We start from the raw sequence: 16,848 nt of genomic DNA on the forward strand, positions 1-16,848 counted from the left end.
CCATGGGCGAACCGCATTCGCGGGATGCGCGCTATTCTTCTCCCATACGCAGCGCTGCAATGAAAGCTTCCTGTGGAATCGAGACGTTTCCGTACTCGCGCATCCGGGCCTTGCCCTTCTTCTGCTTCTCCAGCAGCTTCTTCTTGCGGCTGATGTCGCCGCCGTAACATTTGGCGGTCACATCCTTGCGCATGGCGGCAATGGTTTCGCGGGCGATCACCTTGCCGCCGATCGCGGCCTGGATCGGCACCTTGAACAGGTGGCGCGGGATAAGGTCCTTCAACCGTTCGCACATGCCGCGGCCACGGCTTTCGGCCACGTCGCGGTGGACGATCATCGACAGGGCATCGACCGGTTCGTTGTTCACCAGGATGCTCATCTTCACCAGATCGCCTTCGCGCAGGCCGATCTGTTCGTAATCGAAGCTGGCATAGCCGCGGCTGATCGATTTCAGGCGGTCGTAGAAATCGAACACCACTTCGTTGAGCGGCAATTCATACGTCACCTGCGCGCGGCCGCCGACATAGGTCAGGTCGATCTGGATGCCGCGCCGATCCTGGCACAGCTTGAGGATGGAGCCGAGATATTCGTCGGGCGTGTAGATCACGGCCTTGATCCACGGTTCGTCGATCTGTTCGATCCGGCTGGGATCGGGATAGTCGGCCGGGTTGTGGAGCATGATTTCCTGCGCCGGGTCGGTCCGCGATTTGTTGAGCTGGATGCGGTAGACCACGGAAGGTGCGGTGGTGATCAGGTCCAGATCATATTCGCGGGTGAGGCGTTCCTGGATGATCTCCAGGTGCAGCAGGCCCAGGAAGCCGGCGCGGAAGCCGAAGCCCAGCGCGGCGCTGCTCTCGGCCTCGAAGGTGAAGCTGGCATCGTTGAGGCGCAGCTTGCCGATGCTTTCGCGCAGCTTCTCGAAATCGGCCGCGTCGACCGGGAAGAGGCCGCAGAAGACCACGGGCTGCACTTCCTTGTAGCCCGGCAGCGCGCTTTGCGAGCCGCCCTTCACGGTGGTGATCGTGTCGCCGACCTTGGCCTGTTCGACTTCCTTGATCTGCGCGGTGATGAAGCCGATTTCGCCCGGGCCCAGTTCGGGCAGATCGGTGCGCTTGGGGGTGAAGCAGCCGACGCGGTCGATCAGGTGCTGGGTGCCGCCCTGCATGAACTTGACGTTGAGGCCCTTCTTGATGACCCCGTCCATCACCCGCACGAGGATGACCACGCCGAGATAGGGATCGTACCACGAATCGACGAGCATGGCCTTGAGCGGCGCGTCACGGTCGCCCGTGGGGGCGGGAATGCGCTGGACCAGCGCCTCGAGCGTTTCCTCGATGCCGATACCGGACTTGGCACTGGTGAGCACGGCGTCGGAAGCATCGAGGCCGATAATGTCCTCGATTTCGGCCTTCACCTTGTCGGGTTCGGCCGCCGGCAGGTCGATCTTGTTGATGACGGGCACGATTTCGTGGTCATGTTCGATCGACTGGTACACGTTGGCGAGCGTCTGCGCCTCCACGCCCTGCGCCGCGTCGACCACCAGCAGCGCGCCCTCGCACGCGGCCAGGCTGCGCGAAACTTCATAGGCGAAGTCCACATGGCCGGGCGTATCCATGAGGTTGAGCTCATAGGTCTCGCCATCCTTGGCGGTGTAGTTGAGGCGCACGGTCTGCGCCTTGATGGTGATGCCGCGCTCCTTCTCGATGTCCATGTTATCAAGGACTTGCTCGGACATCTCGCGATCGGTCAGCCCCCCGCAGAACTGAATCAACCGGTCCGCCAGCGTCGACTTGCCATGGTCGATATGGGCGATGATGGAAAAGTTGCGGATCTTGGAAAGGTCGGTCATTGCCCGCGCCCTTTAGCCGCGCCGCATCGACCTGTCAGCAGCAAAGCGCGTGATCAGCCTTCTTGCGGTCCGCCACCCTGTTTCGGGGCGTTGGGCGACAGCTTGAATTGCGCGAAGCTACCTAGCGCGGCTTGCGGCGCCTGGCTGTATTTGCCCGCGGGGAGCGAGGTCAGCGGAGCACCAGCCGCTGCTAACGCATAGGGGCTCACACGGCTGCGGGTACACAGCCCACCCGCCCCGTCGTCGACCAGCTCCTGCTCGAACTCGACACCTTGTGTATCGCCCATCGTTCTTCGCACCGTACACACCGCAAGCTGTCCTTGCCCGAAATCGAGCACAAACTGAGTCCCGATGGGCACGTCCTGCAATCCCTGGATCATCGCCCCGGAACGAGACATGTTGCGGAGAGTGACGTCGTAGTAATGATCCTCATGAATGAGCCCAATCTTGCGAAAAACCGTGCGCCGACTGGCACGCTGGCTGCCCTGATCTGTCGGCTCGAGCGTCCAAATGCCGTGAGTGATTTCCTCAAGAACTGTTTGCTGCGGGACCGCATCCGAAAAGACGAAACCCTGGACATGGCCAATGCCGATTTTCTTTAGCTCAGCCATGAGATCCATCGCGTGAACCCCTGTGGCGACGGTTTCCATGCCCATCGCACCAGCCAAGGCGACAACCGCTTTGACAAGCTCCATGTCGCCTAGATCGTTTCCCATCACTGGCTCGAAGAAACTTCCACCAATCTTCAGAGTACTGAACGGCGCACGCCGGAGATAAGATAGAGACGACAGACCGGTACCGAACTGGTCGAGCGTAAGCCGCACGCCAAGCTTGAACAGGGAACCGAGTGCGGCTGTGACGCTGATACTGTCACCAAGCAGCACAGATTCCTTGAGCTCAAGGTCTAGCCGTGAGGGATCGAGTCCGGTTTCCTCCAATATATCCGCGACCATCTCGGCAAACCCTGCCGCTTCAAACTGCACCGGAGATATGTTCATCGAGAGACGCAGATGGGACGGCCATTTGCATGCATCCTCGCATGCTTTGCGCAATGCCCATTCGCCGATCGGAAGGATCAAGCGGCTTCCTTCTGCAACCGGTAAGAAGGTCTCTTGGGAAACCTGCCCCCGTTCCACGTCCTCCCAACAATACTGGGCTTCCAGCGCTACGACACGATTGGTGCTGAGATCGACACACGGCTGATATTCGATGGTGAAATTACCAGCCTCAATCGCGGCTGACAGATCATCCTCCATCCTTTTTCGAAGAGTGGCTTCGTGTTCCAAATCAGCCGCGTAAAAGCGAAATTGCCCGCGCCCCCCGTTCTTGGAGGCATAAAGCGCGAGATCTGCGGCGCGGGTCAAATCCTCCCGCTCGATCCCGTCGTATGGCGCAATGGCAATTCCTACCGAACAACCGATAGTGCAACGGCCTTCTTCGACCGAATATGGCTGGGAAATTATCTGGATGACCTTTTTGGCTATTTCTCCAAGTTCGCCCCGATCATCCATGTCAGGAATTAGAACTTGGAATTCATCTCCACCAAGGCGGCCAATTTCACCGCGGCCGGCGACTGCTTGATTCAGCCTCTCGGCAACTTGTTGCAGCAATTGATCACCCGCTGCGTGTCCGAGGGTATCGTTGACCTGCTTGAACCGGTCCAGGTCTAACATGAGCAGAGCCGCTGCCCGCTTGGCAGCCCGAAAAGTCTGCAAAGTGGAATCGATACGCTGCTCCATACGATGGCGATTGGCTAGGCCAGTAAGCGTATCGAATTTGGCGAGACGGCTCGCTTCCTCTTCGTGGCGATATTCCGCAGTAATATCGGTCGCAGTTCCGCGAAACCCGAGAAATTCTTCCTTATCGCCGAATAGCGGTCTGCCGGAAATTTTAAGAAAACAATCGGAGGTCCGGTCACCCGCGGCGACCAGGAGGTTCGAAAAGCTTTTCCGAGTACCAAGCTTCAGTCCGAGAGAGCGGCTTTCGCTGTTGTCTTCCAGCGGTTCGAAGATCTGCTGGAGAGGCACCTGGAAAGCGCTTTCGGTCTTCTTGCCAAGGTTCTGATGTACCGCCGGGCTAAGGTAGCTCAGGATACCACGCGGATCCGTTGCCCAGAAACAGGCAGCCCCCGAGATTTCCAGCTGTTCGATAATTTCAAGCTTGTCAGCGGCAGAAAATTGTAAAGCCGGAGGAGGACTTCCATCCTCAGACTTCGAAGCTGCCGGTTCTTTGCGAACTTTGAAGAATTCGGAAAAGGGGCTCGCGCCCATATGGTTTCAACCTATCAACAAATCGCGTGCCGACGGACTAGGAAAAATTGGTTAGGATTAGGCTAACAAAGAGGCCGTTGATGTAAAAAATTCCGACTTTGAGTAGGTCAATCACCCTTTTCGGCGAACCGTGGAATACTCAACATTTGCCCATGACCCGCGAGCTGGCCGTAAGCATCTCTCGTCAGCGCCGTTAGAGGTCGGCCAGCAGCTTCAATTTCATATGGCGAAACGCGATGGCGTGTACATAACCCGTCGGCCCCATCACTCACCAGTGAGGTTTCGAACTCGACACCCTGAGTATGATTTCTAGATCTTCGAACAGTGGCGACCGCCAATTGCCCATCTCCTAAATCCAAAACGAATTTCGTTCCTACAGGGACATCGAGAAGGCCTTCGATGCGGGCGCCGGTCTTTGAGATGTTTCGAAGCATCACTTTGTAGCGATGATCGTCATGAATTACGCCGATTTTACGCAGTACAGTCTTGCGCTCTGCACGATGTTTTTCCGGGCCCCTCGGCTCATATTTGAGATCGCCTTTGCTTAATCTGGAGAGCGCCTCTTTGTGTGAAATGGGACGCGAGAAAATGTATCCTTGGATATGGCTAGCACCGCGAGCCTTTACGAGTTCGAGTTCGTCGTGGGTTTCGGTGCCTTCAGCGACCGTTTCCATATCAAGCGCCTGGGCCAAACTCACGATTGCACTGACGATAGCGGAGTTGTTATTTCCTTTTTCCGTCGATCCGCGCACGAAGCTCTGGTCGATCTTGATCTTGTCGAATGGAGCATGTCGGAGATAGCTCATCGACGAATAACCCGTGCCAAAGTCATCTAGGGCAAGTCGAACCCCAAGCTCCTTCAATTCTTTGAATATTCGCAGGGTTTGCTCATCATCCCCTGCGAACACACTCTCTGTAATCTCCAACTCAAGCCGGTCAGGGCTCAGACCGGACTTTTGCAGCGCTCTTTGAACGGTCTGAACGAAATCACCGCTATTTATCTGCGTCGGAGACACATTCACTGCAACGCGTAATTCCACCGGCCATTCCTGCGCCTGCTCGCAGACCTTTCGCAAGGCCCATTCGCCTAGCTTGTCGATAATTCCAATATCTTCGGCGCAGGCGATAAATATCTCGGGTGAAACAAATCCACGATCGGGGTGATCCCACCGCATCAATGCTTCGAACCCTGAGAGCTTATAATCTCCCGCCTTGATAATGGGTTGGTAATGCATCAGCATTTCCCCGCGCTGCACCGCATCGCGAAGGTCCTCTTCGAGATGCCGTCGCAATTGCGCGTCTTCGTGAAGGTCGCTTGAGTAGAACCGGTATTGAGCTCGGCCTCCACCTTTTGCTGCGTATAGCGCAAGGTCGGCAGCCTTAACGAGCTCCTCTGAATCCACCCCATCGTATGGAGCGATTGCTATTCCGGCAGAGGCGCCAATCGTTGCACGCGAACCATTTACCGAATAAGGTTGCGCGAGCATTTGGATGACCCGTGCCGCCATTTCTCCGAGCTCACCGCGATCGTCCATGTCAGGAAGAATTATCTGAAATTCATCGCCTCCCAATCGGCCGATCTCACCGCGCATCTCGCAAATTTGTTTTAGTCGTGCAGCGACCTGTTTGAGAAGCTCGTCCCCTGCTGGATGGCCTAGAGTATCGTTGACCTGCTTGAACCTGTCGAGGTCCAGCATGATCAGGGCGCACACCCGTTTTGCATTGCGATACTGTTTGAGTATCGTCTCAAGCCTCCTGCTCATCCGTAGCCGATTAGAAAGCCCGGTCAGCGAGTCGTAGAGAGAAAGGCGCTGCGCATCCCGCCGTGTCTCCCTGCTTCGGGTGATGTCTCTCGCGCTGCCTCGATAACCAAGAAAGCTTTGACGTGAATCGAACTGCGGTTTGCCAGCTATTTCGAGGAAAATTTCTTCCCTGCGAGATGCGAGTTTCACTTGCATCTCAGTAATGGAATTTCGTGCACCGAGGTAATAGGCAAGCGGTCGCGTTGAGACGTCGTCCTCCTCAAACATCGAAGCGTCGTCAGTTATGAAAAGGCTAGTGAGCGGCTTTCCGATCACCTGCGCATCATGAAGTCCGAACCGCTCTTTCGCGTTTTTGGACAAGTAAATCACGCGTCCTAAGTGATCGGTCGCCCAGAACCAGCCAAGACCCGCATTTTCGAAACTGTCCAACAATTCGACCCGTCGGATGTAATCGGTCTCCGCGATCGGGATGACTGATGCATCTTCCGTAAAACCGGGATCGCCCTTGAAGCCTTTCGAAAACAACCCCGGCATTCAGTCAGCCCCTGCTCCAGCTGGCGCACGCCATTTTCGCGATCATCCAACAGGTTATATGCAAAATTGCTTACCAAAGGGATAACCATAAGGGCAGATGTATTGCCAGCGAGTGGAAGCGGCGCCATGATGCACTCTGACTTGCAGGGAGGCATCATGCGCCAAATTGCTATCGTGGGCTCCGGCCCCGCTGGATACTACACGGCGGAAGCCGCGAGCAAAAAGTGGGGCAACAATGTCCGCGTAGATGTCTTCGATGCGCTCCCCGTACCTTATGGGCTTATACGAACCGGTGTGGCGCCAGATCATCAGTCGATCAAAAAGGTTGCCCTGCGGTATGAGAAGACAGCCTTGTCGGACAACGTTCGGTTTGTCGGCAATGTGTGTATAGGGCGGGATGTCACGGTTGCCGAGCTGCAAGATCTTTACGACGCGGTCATTCTTGCGACAGGCGCGCCTCATGATCGCAAACTCGATCTCGAGGGCGATCAACTTACAAACGTGTTTGGCAGTGCCGCTTTTGTAGGTTGGTATAATGGCCACCCGAAATTTGCCGATCTTGATCCTGACTTTTCAGGCAAGCACGCTGTCGTGATAGGTATGGGCAATGTCGCTCTCGACGTGGCTCGGATACTCGCAAAAACAGCTTCAGAAATGGAGGGATCGGATATCGTCGCGCACGCTTTAGAAGCCTTGGAGGCGTCGACACTGGAGACCATTACTATCCTAGGGCGCCGCGGGCCCCATCAAATAATGATGACACCTAAGGAACTTGGCGAACTTCTGGAGTTGGAACGTGCTGCGCCTCTGGTCGAAAAGGGCGACCTTCCTCTTGCCGACAAGGATGCGGAACTTGAACCGGGCGTGCGCAAGTCGGTCGATCTTTTGCGGCGGTATGCGGAGTTGCCGGCAACTCGCCGGAGCCGGGCCTCGATCGGCATCGACTTTAAATTCTTCTTTGGACCGCGAGCCTTTTTCGGCGAGGACGGAAAGCTAAAGGGTTTGGAAATCGAACGGACGAAAGTCGAGAACGGTCGCGCAGTGGGTACAGGAGAATTGAAACGTCTGCCTGCTGACATTGCGATCACTTGTATCGGCTATCGAGCATCGCCCTTGGGTAACGTGCCATTTGACGAGCGCGCAGGGCGTTTCGAAAGCACCGAAGGGCGCATTTTTCCGGGGCTTTACTGCGTAGGTTGGGCCAAGCGTGGGCCGACCGGCACTATCGGAACAAACCGGCCCGATGGCTATAATGTCATCGAACTCGTTTCAGAAGATATTGGATCCGGAAGGGGCAAAAGAGGTCGAACAGGTTTCGATCACCTAGCCGAACAGAGGGGTCTAGACATCGTGACCTTCAAAGATTGGCAAAAGATCGAGGACGCTGAAATCGCAGCGGCGCGCACTGGAGCACCGAGAGAGAAGTTTGTTGATGTTGCAAGCATGATTGCTGCCAAACGGTAGGCAGCCGAAAAACGGGTTTGCCTTCATGATCAAACGGAAAGAGAGGCGCTGATTATTGCGCCCCTCTTTCCCAATATTCACACACGCATCGGCATCAGAACATAAAGCGCAGGACTGTCATCATTCTTGCGTATCAATGTCGGCGCCCCAGCATCGGCAAGATGAATTTCCACCTCATCGCTGTCGATCTGACTCAAAATATCTTTCAGGTAGCCTGCGTTGAAACCAATTTCGAAACCATCAGCTGCATATTCGGCCGCCAGTTCTTCCGATGCAGTCCCATTATCTGGCGACGTTACGGTCAGCGTAACCCGATCTTTGTCGAGCCCCATCTTCACAGCCCGAGTCTTTTCAGTGGCGATGGTGGCAACGCGGTCCACGCCGGCGAAGAAGCTTTTAGGATCGATCTTAAGCAGTTTGTCGTTCCCAGTCGGGATGACACGAGAATAATCCGGGAAGGTACCATCGATCAGCTTGCTAGTGAGAACGACGCCGCCCTCGCCCCCCATGGTAAAGCGAATCTTGCTGGCGGAAAGGTCGATCTGCACCTCCCCATCCATCTTCTCGTCGAGCAGCTTGCGTAACTCAGCAACAGCTTTCCGAGGTACAATCACGTCGGGCATGCCCTCCGCACCTTCCGGACGAGCTAATGTGAAACGCGCGAGCCGATGTCCGTCGGTAGCTGCCGCCTTCAGGACCGGCTTATCCTCGTCCGAAACGTGCAGGAAGATACCATTGAGATAGTATCGCGTTTCTTCGGTCGAAATCGCGAACCTGGTCCGGTCGATCATTTCAGCAAGTGTTTTAGCCGGCAACGAAAAACTCGTTGGAAGGTCGCCTTCGACGATTACGGGGAAATCATCACGAGGCAGGGTCGGCAATTTGAACCGGCTGCGTCCGGCCTTGACGTCCATCCGGTTTTCAGCGGTCTCCAAGCTTACCTGGCTACCCTCGGGAAGCTTACGCGCGATATCGAACAAAAGGTGAGCTGAAACAGTGATCGCTCCATCACTTTCCACACTGGCGGCTTCGATATGCTCGACCACCTGCAGGTCCAGATCGGTAGCCATGACACGGAGACCGTTACCTTCGGCTTCGATCAGCACATTCGACAGGATCGGAATGGTATTGCGACGCTCGACCACCGACTGGACGTGGGAGAGACAGCGCAGCAGAGTCGCGCGTTCGATTGTGGCCTTCATGGTCCTTCTTTCGTCCCTTTTTGGCGTGGTGAAGGCCGGAATCGCCCCACCAGCGCCGGAATACGGATAGCGACCTTAGCGGGGCTGCCACGCCCCGCAAGTTTCGTGCGCCAATGGATAGACTTCCCTTGGGGATAACCCCAAAGGAATTAGCCCATCATCGCCATACCGCCGTTCACATGGATGGTTTGACCGGTGACATAGGCAGCTTCGTCGCTGGCCAAATAAGATACAGCAGCGCCGATTTCCTTGCCCTCGCCCATGCGGCCCATCGGAATACGGCCATTGATAGCTGCTTTCTGATCGTCATTGAGCGCATCCGTCATCGCGGTGCGGATGAAGCCCGGCGCTACGCAATTTACAGTAATATTTCGGCTAGCCAATTCCTGAGCGAGGCTTTTGGTCATACCAGTGAGCCCAGCCTTCGCTGCTACGTAGTTCATTTGACCGGGGTTGCCCGTGTGTCCGACCACGCTCGTGATCGAGATTATGCGGCCGCCCTTAGCCTTCATCATTGGGCGGGCACTCGCCCTCATGAGGCGGAAGCTCGCTTCGAGATTAACGCGGATCACGTCATCCCATTCCTCATCCTTCATCCGCATGGCCAGATTATCGCGGGTGATACCTGCATTGTTGATCAAAATGTCCATGCTGCCGAGAGTGTCGAGCGTAGCGGGGACGAGTTCCTCCACCTGCTTGGCATCCGAAAGATTGCATGTAATCTCGACATGATCCGTGCCCGTGTCGGCATTGAGTTGCTCGCGAAAGGCGCGCAGTTTGTCACCGTTAGAGCCGGAGAGCGCAAGACGCGCCCCTTGGCGCGCTAGCGCATAAGCGATTGCGGAGCCTATCCCGCCGCTAGCTCCGGTTACCAGGGCCGTCTTGCCTTCGAGATTAAACATCAACCGTTTTCCTTCGCGAAATTCTCTAGATCTTGCATGGTGACGAGGCTCGTCGTGACAGCTTCTTTATCGATGCGGCCGACCATCGGTCCGAGGACCTTTCCACCCAACTCGACAAAATGTTCGACGCCTGCCTTGCGCATAGCCAAGACGCTTTCGCGCCAGCGAACACGGCCCGTTACCTGGTCGACAAGAAGCTCCTGTTCTTCGGACGGATCCGTTACGCGAGCTGCGGTTACATTCGCATATAGAGGCACATTTAGACCGGCAGGAGGGGTCTCTGCCAGCGCAAGCTTCATCCTCTGTGCCGCTGGCTTCATGAGAGAACAATGGAACGGCGCGGAAACGGGAAGTCTGATTCCACGCTTTATGCCGTGATCCTTTGCCATTTCGATAGCGCGCTCGATCGCTTCTGCATGGCCCGATAGCACGACCTGGGTCGGATCGTTGTCATTGGCGACTTCACAGACCTGGCCGTCTGCGGCGGCTTCAGCCAACGCGGTGGCCTTTTCGATGTCGGCTCCGAGCAAGGCCGCCATCGCGCCCACTCCGATCGGAACGGCGTCCTGCATGGCTATACCGCGAAGGCGAAGGAGTTTTGCAGCCTCGGCCAACCCGAAAGCGTTGGCGGCGCAAAGCGCAGAATATTCGCCAAGCGAATGGCCCGCCACACATTCGGCATTATCAGCCAATTTAACACCGAACTCCTTTTCAAGCACTCGCATCGTAGCGATAGAATTCGCCATGATTGCCGGCTGAGCATTGGAGGTCAGGGTCAATTCGCTTTCCGGCCCGTCCTTCATCAGTTGGGAAAGCTTCTGGTTCAGTGCTTCGTCGACTTCCTGAAAAACCTCGCGAGCGTGGGCGCTGGCTTCGGCGAGTTCGACGCCCATACTGACTTTCTGGCTCCCCTGGCCGGGGAAGATGAATGCAGTCATGAATCTCTCCTTGTCGGAGCCGCGCTTAGGCGCGGTGTGCTCCGGCCTCAAGGCCGAAGGGTACGATCCTGTTGGCAGAGCTGTGCCCGATGGACGCGCGGCCAAGGTAGTCGATACCGTAGCGTTCACACCAGTATTGCACGATTTCCTCTGGTGACCTTCCAAAGGGCCTATCGTTCTTCGGGATTGCCGTCACTTCGCCAAGCCCGATACCGGCCACTCCGCCGATGTGCTCGACAAGGTGAAACATCAGCCGGTCAATTGCATACTCATACTCGCCTACTTCTTCGATCAACACATCGTGCCCGTCGAGGACCGGCATCATCTTCGTCCCGACAAGCATGGCGAGAGTGTATAGGTTGAAGGCAACCCTTGGGCGATCCGAGATTGGGGGCTCCAAACCGTCAACCTCGCCCCGCATCCAAGTCAGTACGCGACGAACCGCATTTTCGCCGTCGTTACGTTTAATATCGATCGGCATGGGAGCGTGAACCGGATATCCGATGCCTTCACGATACAGTGCACCCAGCAAAGTGCCGCAATCGGAATAACCCAGATAGAACTTTTCTCGCGCCGCACCGTTCGCCCCAGTGACGAAATCAGCCGTTATTCGGTTTGAGCCATATCCACCTTTAGCGAACCAGACTGCGTCGAAATCCGGATCGTTTGCACACTCAAGCAAAGCCGCAAGGCGCCGCCTGTCGGCCCCAGCAAAATGTCCTTCAGTTTCGAAACACTGTTCATGAAATTGTAGCTCGATCCCCGGGAAATCGCGTTGGGCCAATTCGAGTACAGAATCAGCATGTTTCCGTTTAAGCGGCGTTGCCGGGGCGCATATGGCGACTTTTCGGATTGATCGGTGCACGCTCGCGATCATGCCGCCTTGTCATGACCGTTACAACTGCATAGCGAGCGTGCAATGACCGACATCACCAGGCCAGACACACTTTTTGCCCGCCCTTTCTTTTTTGTTGGCATTGGCGGGTCCGGAATGCTCCCGCTGGCGCAGATCCTGAAAGGGCGCGGCGTAAAGGTGAGTGGATCCGACCGAAGCTACGACCAAGGCAGGTCTCGCGAAAAATTCGCCGCGCTGCAACGCGACGGTTTCGAACTTCACCCGCAGGACGGAAGCGGAATCGTTTCGGGAGATCAGATAGTAGTCGCATCGGCCGCGGTCGAGGATAGCGTGCCAGAAATAGGCCGAGCGAACGCACTCGGATGCATGCGGATGACCCGTGCGGAACTGAACTCCATCCTCTTCAATACCAGCGGTGCTGGATTGGCGGTTGCAGGAACAAGCGGCAAATCGACAGTGACCGGAATGCTCGGTTGGATGATGCAGGCCACCGGTCGGGAACCGACGATCATGAACGGCGCCGTGATGAAGAATTTCGTTTCTCCGGAGCGACCTTTCGCAAGTGCGCTGGTAGGCGGACAGAGTCTTTACGTCAGCGAAGTCGATGAAAGTGACGGATCAATTGCGCTTTATCGTCCTGCAGTGGGGATACTGTTGAATGTAAGTCTCGATCACAAAAGTATGGAAGAATTGCGTGAGTTGTTCGGTGATTATCTCTCCCGAAGCCGCATTTCAGTAATTAATGCGGATGACGAAGAAGCGCTGACCCTACTTCCTAAGGCGAATGAGGTAATAACCTTTGGGATTGAACAGGAAAGGGCGCAAATCGGCATTGTACCGGGCAGCATTGCCGAAGGGTCGACCAAACAGGCAGCGCTGGTAGTCGATCGCTACGACAAGAGCGAACACGCGCTTCGTCTCAGCATGCCGGGGCGTCACAACTTATCGAATGCTCTTGCAGCTATAGCCGGAGCCGTCGCTGCGGGCATTCCTATTGCTGCAGCCGTCGATGCGTTGGCAGACTTCGATGGCCTCGCCCGCAGGTTTGATATCAAGGGAACTACCGAAAACGCCATCACTGTCATCGACGATTTCGGGCACAATCCTGAAAAATGTGCAGCAACCTTGCGAACCTTACGAACGCACCCCGGCCGCGTGCTCGCATTTTTCCAGCCCCATGGCTACGGACCGTTGAGACAGATGGGCCAGGAACTCGCGCAGACATTCGTGGATGAGTTAGCCGACGATGATGTCCTGATCCTTTCCGATCCCGTTTATTTCGGTGGGACAGTAGACCGTAGCGAAGGTAGTGAGCGTATTGTCAGCATGGTCCAAGCGGCAGGAAAGCTTGCGGAATATTTCCCCACTCGAGAAGGCGTCCGGGAGCGTCTGCTCGATTTGGCCAAACCAGGCGACCGCATTGTAGTCATGGGTGCGCGCGACGATACACTGGCCGATTACGCGAAATCGATATTCACGCAGTTATCCTAATTCGCAAAAGCAGGTTGTCTGGGAATCGAGGCGGGAGTCGCGGCATCGCAAATGACGCTGCAATTCCTGCCAGACTTTTTTGCTTGATAGAGAGCTTGATCGGCTTCGAAAAAGACCCGGTCGCGACGCCTTCCTCTTCCCAAAGCTCCACCGATGCTGATGGTTATGCGCGGTATAGAGTTCGACGGATCACTAATTTCCCTTGCGACAGCCTCGCGCAAAAGTTCCGCACAGTGGCGAAGCGCTATTTCGCTTTGTGCAGGTAAGACTATCGCAAATTCTTCCCCGCCAAGGCGGTAAACCGATGCCCCTCGATCACTGAAAAAACGCCTGAGCATATCTGAAAGACGGGATAGTACCATGTCGCCCGTACAGTGGCCGAACGCATCGTTGATGGATTTGAAGTGATCGATATCGATCACCAGTAAAGCATTACCGTCTCTAACCGTCGCCATTGTATCGAATGCGCGTCGGTTACCAACTTTGGTTAGAGGATCGCTCAATGCCATCTTGCCAAGCTTCAGTGCTCTGAAACGGGCTCGATCGCGCTCCATGCGAAGAACTAGGAAGCGGTCGCCAGTTGCTGCAGATGTGCTAAGGACGAGCAGGATCATCGACATACAAACCAGATCGTCCAAGGGAAAGAGCTGTGAAACAAATCCAAGCTCCATACTGAGCTTTATAGCTCCACTCAGCGCTGCCCCGGAGAATGCAACCAATAAATAACTTGCTGCGCGGCTGCCGCGTTTGAAAGCGCAAACGGCGATCAGCAAGGTAATTGCGACTATAGGAAGCAAGCTGAGGATAAATAACCTGTGAGCGCTAATCCGGAAAATCTCGAGATCCAGCAAGGTAATCAGTTTTAGCGTAACCATAACGATCGTCAGCGCGAGGACACCGTGTAATAACTTTCTTGGGACAGTTTTCTCTTCAAGGATATCAAGGGTGAACAAAACGGCGAATACCATCGAGGCGGCGAGCGACAGTGTGTTCAGATGGAAGCGAAAAGCTAATTCCGTACTTGGAAAAAAATGAAATATCAGGCCGGAGTTCGAAAAAATAAAAGTTAGAAACGAGCCTGACATAGCGGCATGCCAGAGTATGAAACGAAAACGGAGCAAACCGAAAAACATTAGATCGAAGAAAATTGGGACCAGCAGCAATCCACAAGCCAAACCATAAATGAGCGATTTTACGTAGTGCTCGTCGGATGCATCCTCTTGGTCAACCAAAGTCGCTGCATTTACTATCGATCTCGTACGGGGCCGTTCTACTACTGTATCGATTGCCACGAGCTGAGAGGCACTATCTGGGACTGGAACGCTAAAACGTGCTCGGACGAACCAGTTTCTCGCAGCCATCTGACGATCCACGTCTACAAGTTTCTTCGAACCGTCTGCATAGCTGAATTGCAGCAGCATCGCGTCGAAGAGCGCGGGTTCCGTCTGCCAGATCAATGGGCCGGTTGTAGGGAGGGAATTATCGGACACTTCGATACGAGATCGAAGCACAGGTCCATCATTAATGAACCGATCGGGGCCGCAATCCAGACTGGTGCGAGGTAACGCGAGCGCTTCGCTAGCAGAACTAGCTGCACCTACACAAAGATCCGGCGCAAGGGGAGTTACCCGCGCAGCAACGGGAATGGCCATGTTGAGCCATAATACGCAGACCGCGTAAATAAATGCCGCCAACCCCCTTTGGCTCATGCACCCCCCAAGTTCTCAAAGGCCTTTCGGCGTACGAAAAGCTATCGATGGTGCAGCACTCCCACAATATCCTGAACATGATGGCGCCCCGAAACGAGACATCCGGAAATATTCAGTGAGCTGCACCATCTCGCATAAAGACTTTATGTATTACTAAAGTCAATACTATGCCGACTACAAGTCCAACTAGAGCCGATATGGATGCATAACTTAGCCAACCCAAAATAGACGACAATGCACCTGTTGCATTTTCGACCGCTAATTCAATCCCGTGCACCCAATCTGACGGACCGTGAAAACCAATTTCATGTAGCCCGTGGAGCAGGATTCCCCCTCCTACCCACAACATCGCGATCGTGCCGATAAAAGAAAGCGCCTTCAGCAACCAAGGCATTGCCTTCAGAAGAGTGCGCCCGACAGCTTGAGCGGATGACGAGCTCTTCTTTGCAAGATGGAGACCAACGTCATCCATTTTTACGATGAGGGCGACGGCACCATAAACAAACAAAGTGACCGCTATTCCAACTATCGCGAGAACCCCAGCGCGAACTATGAAGCTCTCGTCAGCAACCTCGTTCAAAGTAATCGCCATGATTTCAGCCGAAAGAATCAAGTCGGTGCGTATGGCGCTGGCTGTGCGCTGCTTTTCGAACGCAGCTGGGTCTTTGATATCGTCCTCGAGGGTCTGGCCGTGCTTCTTACCGCCAAGCTTTTCGATGACCTTCTCAGCCCCTTCGAAGGAGAGGTAGCATCCTCCCATCATGAGAATAAAAACGATCGCCTGTGGAAGGAACCAACTCAGCAAAAGCGCACCAGGCAAGAGAATCAGCAGCTTGTTCTTCAGACTTCCAAGCGTAATCCTTCCGATGATCGGAAGTTCGCGGCTGGGGTCGAGGCCGGTTACATAACTTGGAGTAACAGCCGCATCGTCGATTACAACGCCCGCAGTCTTACTGCCTGCCCGGCTGGCAGCGATGCCGATGTCATCGACGGATGCCGCAGCAGTACGCGCGATGACCGCGACGTCATCCAAAAGAGCTACAAGTCCGCCGGGCACACATTATCTCCTTAGTTTGGCAAGCCAACGACGCCCTGCCCTGCCCGTTCCGCTCTCACAAGCACTTCCTCCTGCTTGCACAATCGACAGAACACGCTATGTGCGCGCATCTCTCGCTGCCGGAAGAATCGGTCGGGAGATAAGAAGAAAGCCGGAGGGGCCCCGCAATCCCGCGGATCAGCCAGCGATCGGCCACCCGTTGAAAGGACAAGTGCATGGCTCTCTACGAGCATGTTTTCTTGGCGCGACAGGATCTGAGCCAGGCTCAGGTCGACCAGCTCGCCGCCACGGCGACCGAAATCGTCGAAGCAAACGATGGCAAGGTTACCAAGACCGAGACCTGGGGTCTCAAGAACCTCGCCTACAAGATCGACCGTAACCGCAAGGCACACTTCGTGATGCTCAACATCGAAGGCCCCGGTGCCGTCGTCGCCGAGCTTGAGCGCCAGACGCGCATTAACGAAGATGTCATCCGTTACATGACCATTCGTGTCGATGAGCACGAAGAAGGTCCCAGCGTAATGATGCGCAAGAATGAGCGCGATTCGAAGAAGCGCCGTGACCGTGAGGAGCGTGACTGATGGCCCGCCCGTTTTTCCGCCGCCGCAAGACCTGCCCGTTCTCCGCGAAGAACGCACCGCAGATCGATTACAAAGACGTCCGTCTGCTTCAGGGCTTCATGTCCGAGCGTGGCAAGATCGTCCCTAGCCGCATTACCGCCGTAAGTGCGAAGAAGCAGCGTGAACTGGCCAAGGCCATCAAGCGCGCTCGTCACATCGGCCTGCTGCCGTACATCGTGAAGTAAGGAGAAGA

Annotated in this window: 13 protein-coding genes; 4 read left to right on the forward strand and 9 right to left on the reverse strand. The window is 55.4% G+C overall.

What is annotated here, in order from left to right:
• Nucleotides 1-31: 31 nt before the first annotated feature.
• From lepA to ACYQ0G_RS03595, 3 genes are all read right to left on the reverse strand, one after another.
• Entirely contained in the window at nt 32-1,849 is a 1,818-nt protein-coding gene (gene lepA / locus ACYQ0G_RS03585) for a translation elongation factor 4 (protein ID WP_460099403.1), read from the reverse strand.
• 53 nt (nt 1,850-1,902) lie between these two features.
• Nucleotides 1,903-4,119, reverse strand: a complete 2,217-nt coding sequence (locus tag ACYQ0G_RS03590; RefSeq protein ID WP_460099406.1) for a sensor domain-containing protein — start codon at nt 4,117-4,119, stop codon at nt 1,903-1,905.
• Between the two features lie 107 nt (nt 4,120-4,226).
• Nucleotides 4,227-6,416 (reverse strand): EAL domain-containing protein, encoded by a 2,190-nt coding sequence (locus tag ACYQ0G_RS03595; RefSeq protein ID WP_460099409.1) that lies wholly within the window; start codon nt 6,414-6,416, stop codon nt 4,227-4,229.
• A 156-nt stretch (nt 6,417-6,572) separates the two neighbouring features.
• Here ACYQ0G_RS03595 and ACYQ0G_RS03600 point away from each other — a divergent pair, with 156 nt between their 5' ends.
• Nucleotides 6,573-7,880: an FAD-dependent oxidoreductase gene (locus ACYQ0G_RS03600; RefSeq protein ID WP_460100618.1), complete on the forward strand. Its 1,308-nt coding sequence runs from the start codon at nt 6,573-6,575 to the stop codon at nt 7,878-7,880.
• 77 nt (nt 7,881-7,957) lie between these two features.
• Here the strand turns inward: ACYQ0G_RS03600 and dnaN are convergent, their stop codons facing one another.
• From dnaN to ACYQ0G_RS03620, 4 genes are all read right to left on the reverse strand, one after another.
• Nucleotides 7,958-9,082 carry a DNA polymerase III subunit beta gene (gene dnaN, locus ACYQ0G_RS03605; RefSeq protein ID WP_460099412.1) on the reverse strand — a complete coding sequence of 375 codons (1,125 nt, stop codon included), beginning with the start codon at nt 9,080-9,082 and terminating at the stop codon, nt 7,958-7,960.
• A 149-nt stretch (nt 9,083-9,231) separates the two neighbouring features.
• The gene (fabG, locus tag ACYQ0G_RS03610; protein ID WP_460099413.1) at nt 9,232-9,984 is read right to left on the reverse strand and encodes a 3-oxoacyl-[acyl-carrier-protein] reductase; all 753 of its coding nucleotides are present in this window, start codon (nt 9,982-9,984) and stop codon (nt 9,232-9,234) included.
• On the reverse strand, nt 9,984-10,922 hold the full coding sequence (gene fabD / locus ACYQ0G_RS03615; protein ID WP_460099415.1) for an ACP S-malonyltransferase: 939 nt from the start codon (nt 10,920-10,922) through the stop codon (nt 9,984-9,986). Before fabD ends, fabG begins: the two co-directional genes overlap by 1 nt.
• 25 nt (nt 10,923-10,947) lie before the next feature.
• Nucleotides 10,948-11,799 carry an LD-carboxypeptidase gene (locus ACYQ0G_RS03620; protein ID WP_460099417.1) on the reverse strand — a complete coding sequence of 284 codons (852 nt, stop codon included), beginning with the start codon at nt 11,797-11,799 and terminating at the stop codon, nt 10,948-10,950.
• Nucleotides 11,800-11,841: 42 nt separating this feature from the next.
• On the opposite strand from ACYQ0G_RS03620, the gene ACYQ0G_RS03625 reads away from it, so the two are divergent.
• On the forward strand, nt 11,842-13,269 hold the full coding sequence (locus ACYQ0G_RS03625; protein WP_460099419.1) for a glutamate ligase domain-containing protein: 1,428 nt from the start codon (nt 11,842-11,844) through the stop codon (nt 13,267-13,269).
• Here the strand turns inward: ACYQ0G_RS03625 and ACYQ0G_RS03630 are convergent.
• The gene (locus tag ACYQ0G_RS03630; RefSeq protein WP_460099421.1) at nt 13,266-14,921 is read right to left on the reverse strand and encodes a GGDEF domain-containing protein; all 1,656 of its coding nucleotides are present in this window, start codon (nt 14,919-14,921) and stop codon (nt 13,266-13,268) included. The two genes, ACYQ0G_RS03625 and ACYQ0G_RS03630, sit on opposite strands and share 4 nt — an antisense overlap.
• A 169-nt stretch (nt 14,922-15,090) precedes the next feature.
• A complete protein-coding gene (locus tag ACYQ0G_RS03635; protein ID WP_460099424.1) occupies nt 15,091-16,035 on the reverse strand; it encodes a DUF808 domain-containing protein in 945 nt (314 codons plus the stop codon).
• A 215-nt stretch (nt 16,036-16,250) separates the two neighbouring features.
• Here ACYQ0G_RS03635 and rpsF point away from each other — a divergent pair, with 215 nt between their 5' ends.
• Together rpsF and rpsR are read left to right on the forward strand one after the other, a co-directional pair.
• Nucleotides 16,251-16,616, forward strand: a complete 366-nt coding sequence (gene rpsF, locus ACYQ0G_RS03640) for a 30S ribosomal protein S6 (protein ID WP_460099427.1) — start codon at nt 16,251-16,253, stop codon at nt 16,614-16,616.
• A complete protein-coding gene (gene rpsR, locus ACYQ0G_RS03645) occupies nt 16,616-16,840 on the forward strand; it encodes a 30S ribosomal protein S18 (protein ID WP_221540446.1) in 225 nt (74 codons plus the stop codon). Before rpsF ends, rpsR begins: the two co-directional genes overlap by 1 nt.
• The last annotated feature ends 8 nt before the right edge of the window (nt 16,841-16,848 follow it).

It is taken from the genome of Qipengyuania triglochinis, assembly GCF_054655615.1.

Bases quoted from the DNA above. Each gene is read 5' to 3' on its own strand.
- lepA (WP_460099403.1), bottom strand. From the start codon at position 1,849: ATGACCGACCTTTCCAAGATCCGCAACTTTTCCATCATCGCCCATATC.
- ACYQ0G_RS03590 (WP_460099406.1), bottom strand. From the start codon at position 4,119: ATGGGCGCGAGCCCCTTTTCCGAATTCTTCAAAGTTCGCAAAGAACCG.
- ACYQ0G_RS03595 (WP_460099409.1), bottom strand. From the start codon at position 6,416: ATGCCGGGGTTGTTTTCGAAAGGCTTCAAGGGCGATCCCGGTTTTACG.
- ACYQ0G_RS03600 (WP_460100618.1), top strand. From the start codon at position 6,573: ATGCGCCAAATTGCTATCGTGGGCTCCGGCCCCGCTGGATACTACACG.
- dnaN (WP_460099412.1), bottom strand. From the start codon at position 9,082: ATGAAGGCCACAATCGAACGCGCGACTCTGCTGCGCTGTCTCTCCCAC.
- fabG (WP_460099413.1), bottom strand. From the start codon at position 9,984: ATGTTTAATCTCGAAGGCAAGACGGCCCTGGTAACCGGAGCTAGCGGC.
- fabD (WP_460099415.1), bottom strand. From the start codon at position 10,922: ATGACTGCATTCATCTTCCCCGGCCAGGGGAGCCAGAAAGTCAGTATG.
- ACYQ0G_RS03620 (WP_460099417.1), bottom strand. From the start codon at position 11,799: ATGATCGCGAGCGTGCACCGATCAATCCGAAAAGTCGCCATATGCGCC.
- ACYQ0G_RS03625 (WP_460099419.1), top strand. From the start codon at position 11,842: ATGACCGACATCACCAGGCCAGACACACTTTTTGCCCGCCCTTTCTTT.
- ACYQ0G_RS03630 (WP_460099421.1), bottom strand. From the start codon at position 14,921: ATGGCCATTCCCGTTGCTGCGCGGGTAACTCCCCTTGCGCCGGATCTT.
- rpsF (WP_460099427.1), top strand. From the start codon at position 16,251: ATGGCTCTCTACGAGCATGTTTTCTTGGCGCGACAGGATCTGAGCCAG.
- rpsR (WP_221540446.1), top strand. From the start codon at position 16,616: ATGGCCCGCCCGTTTTTCCGCCGCCGCAAGACCTGCCCGTTCTCCGCG.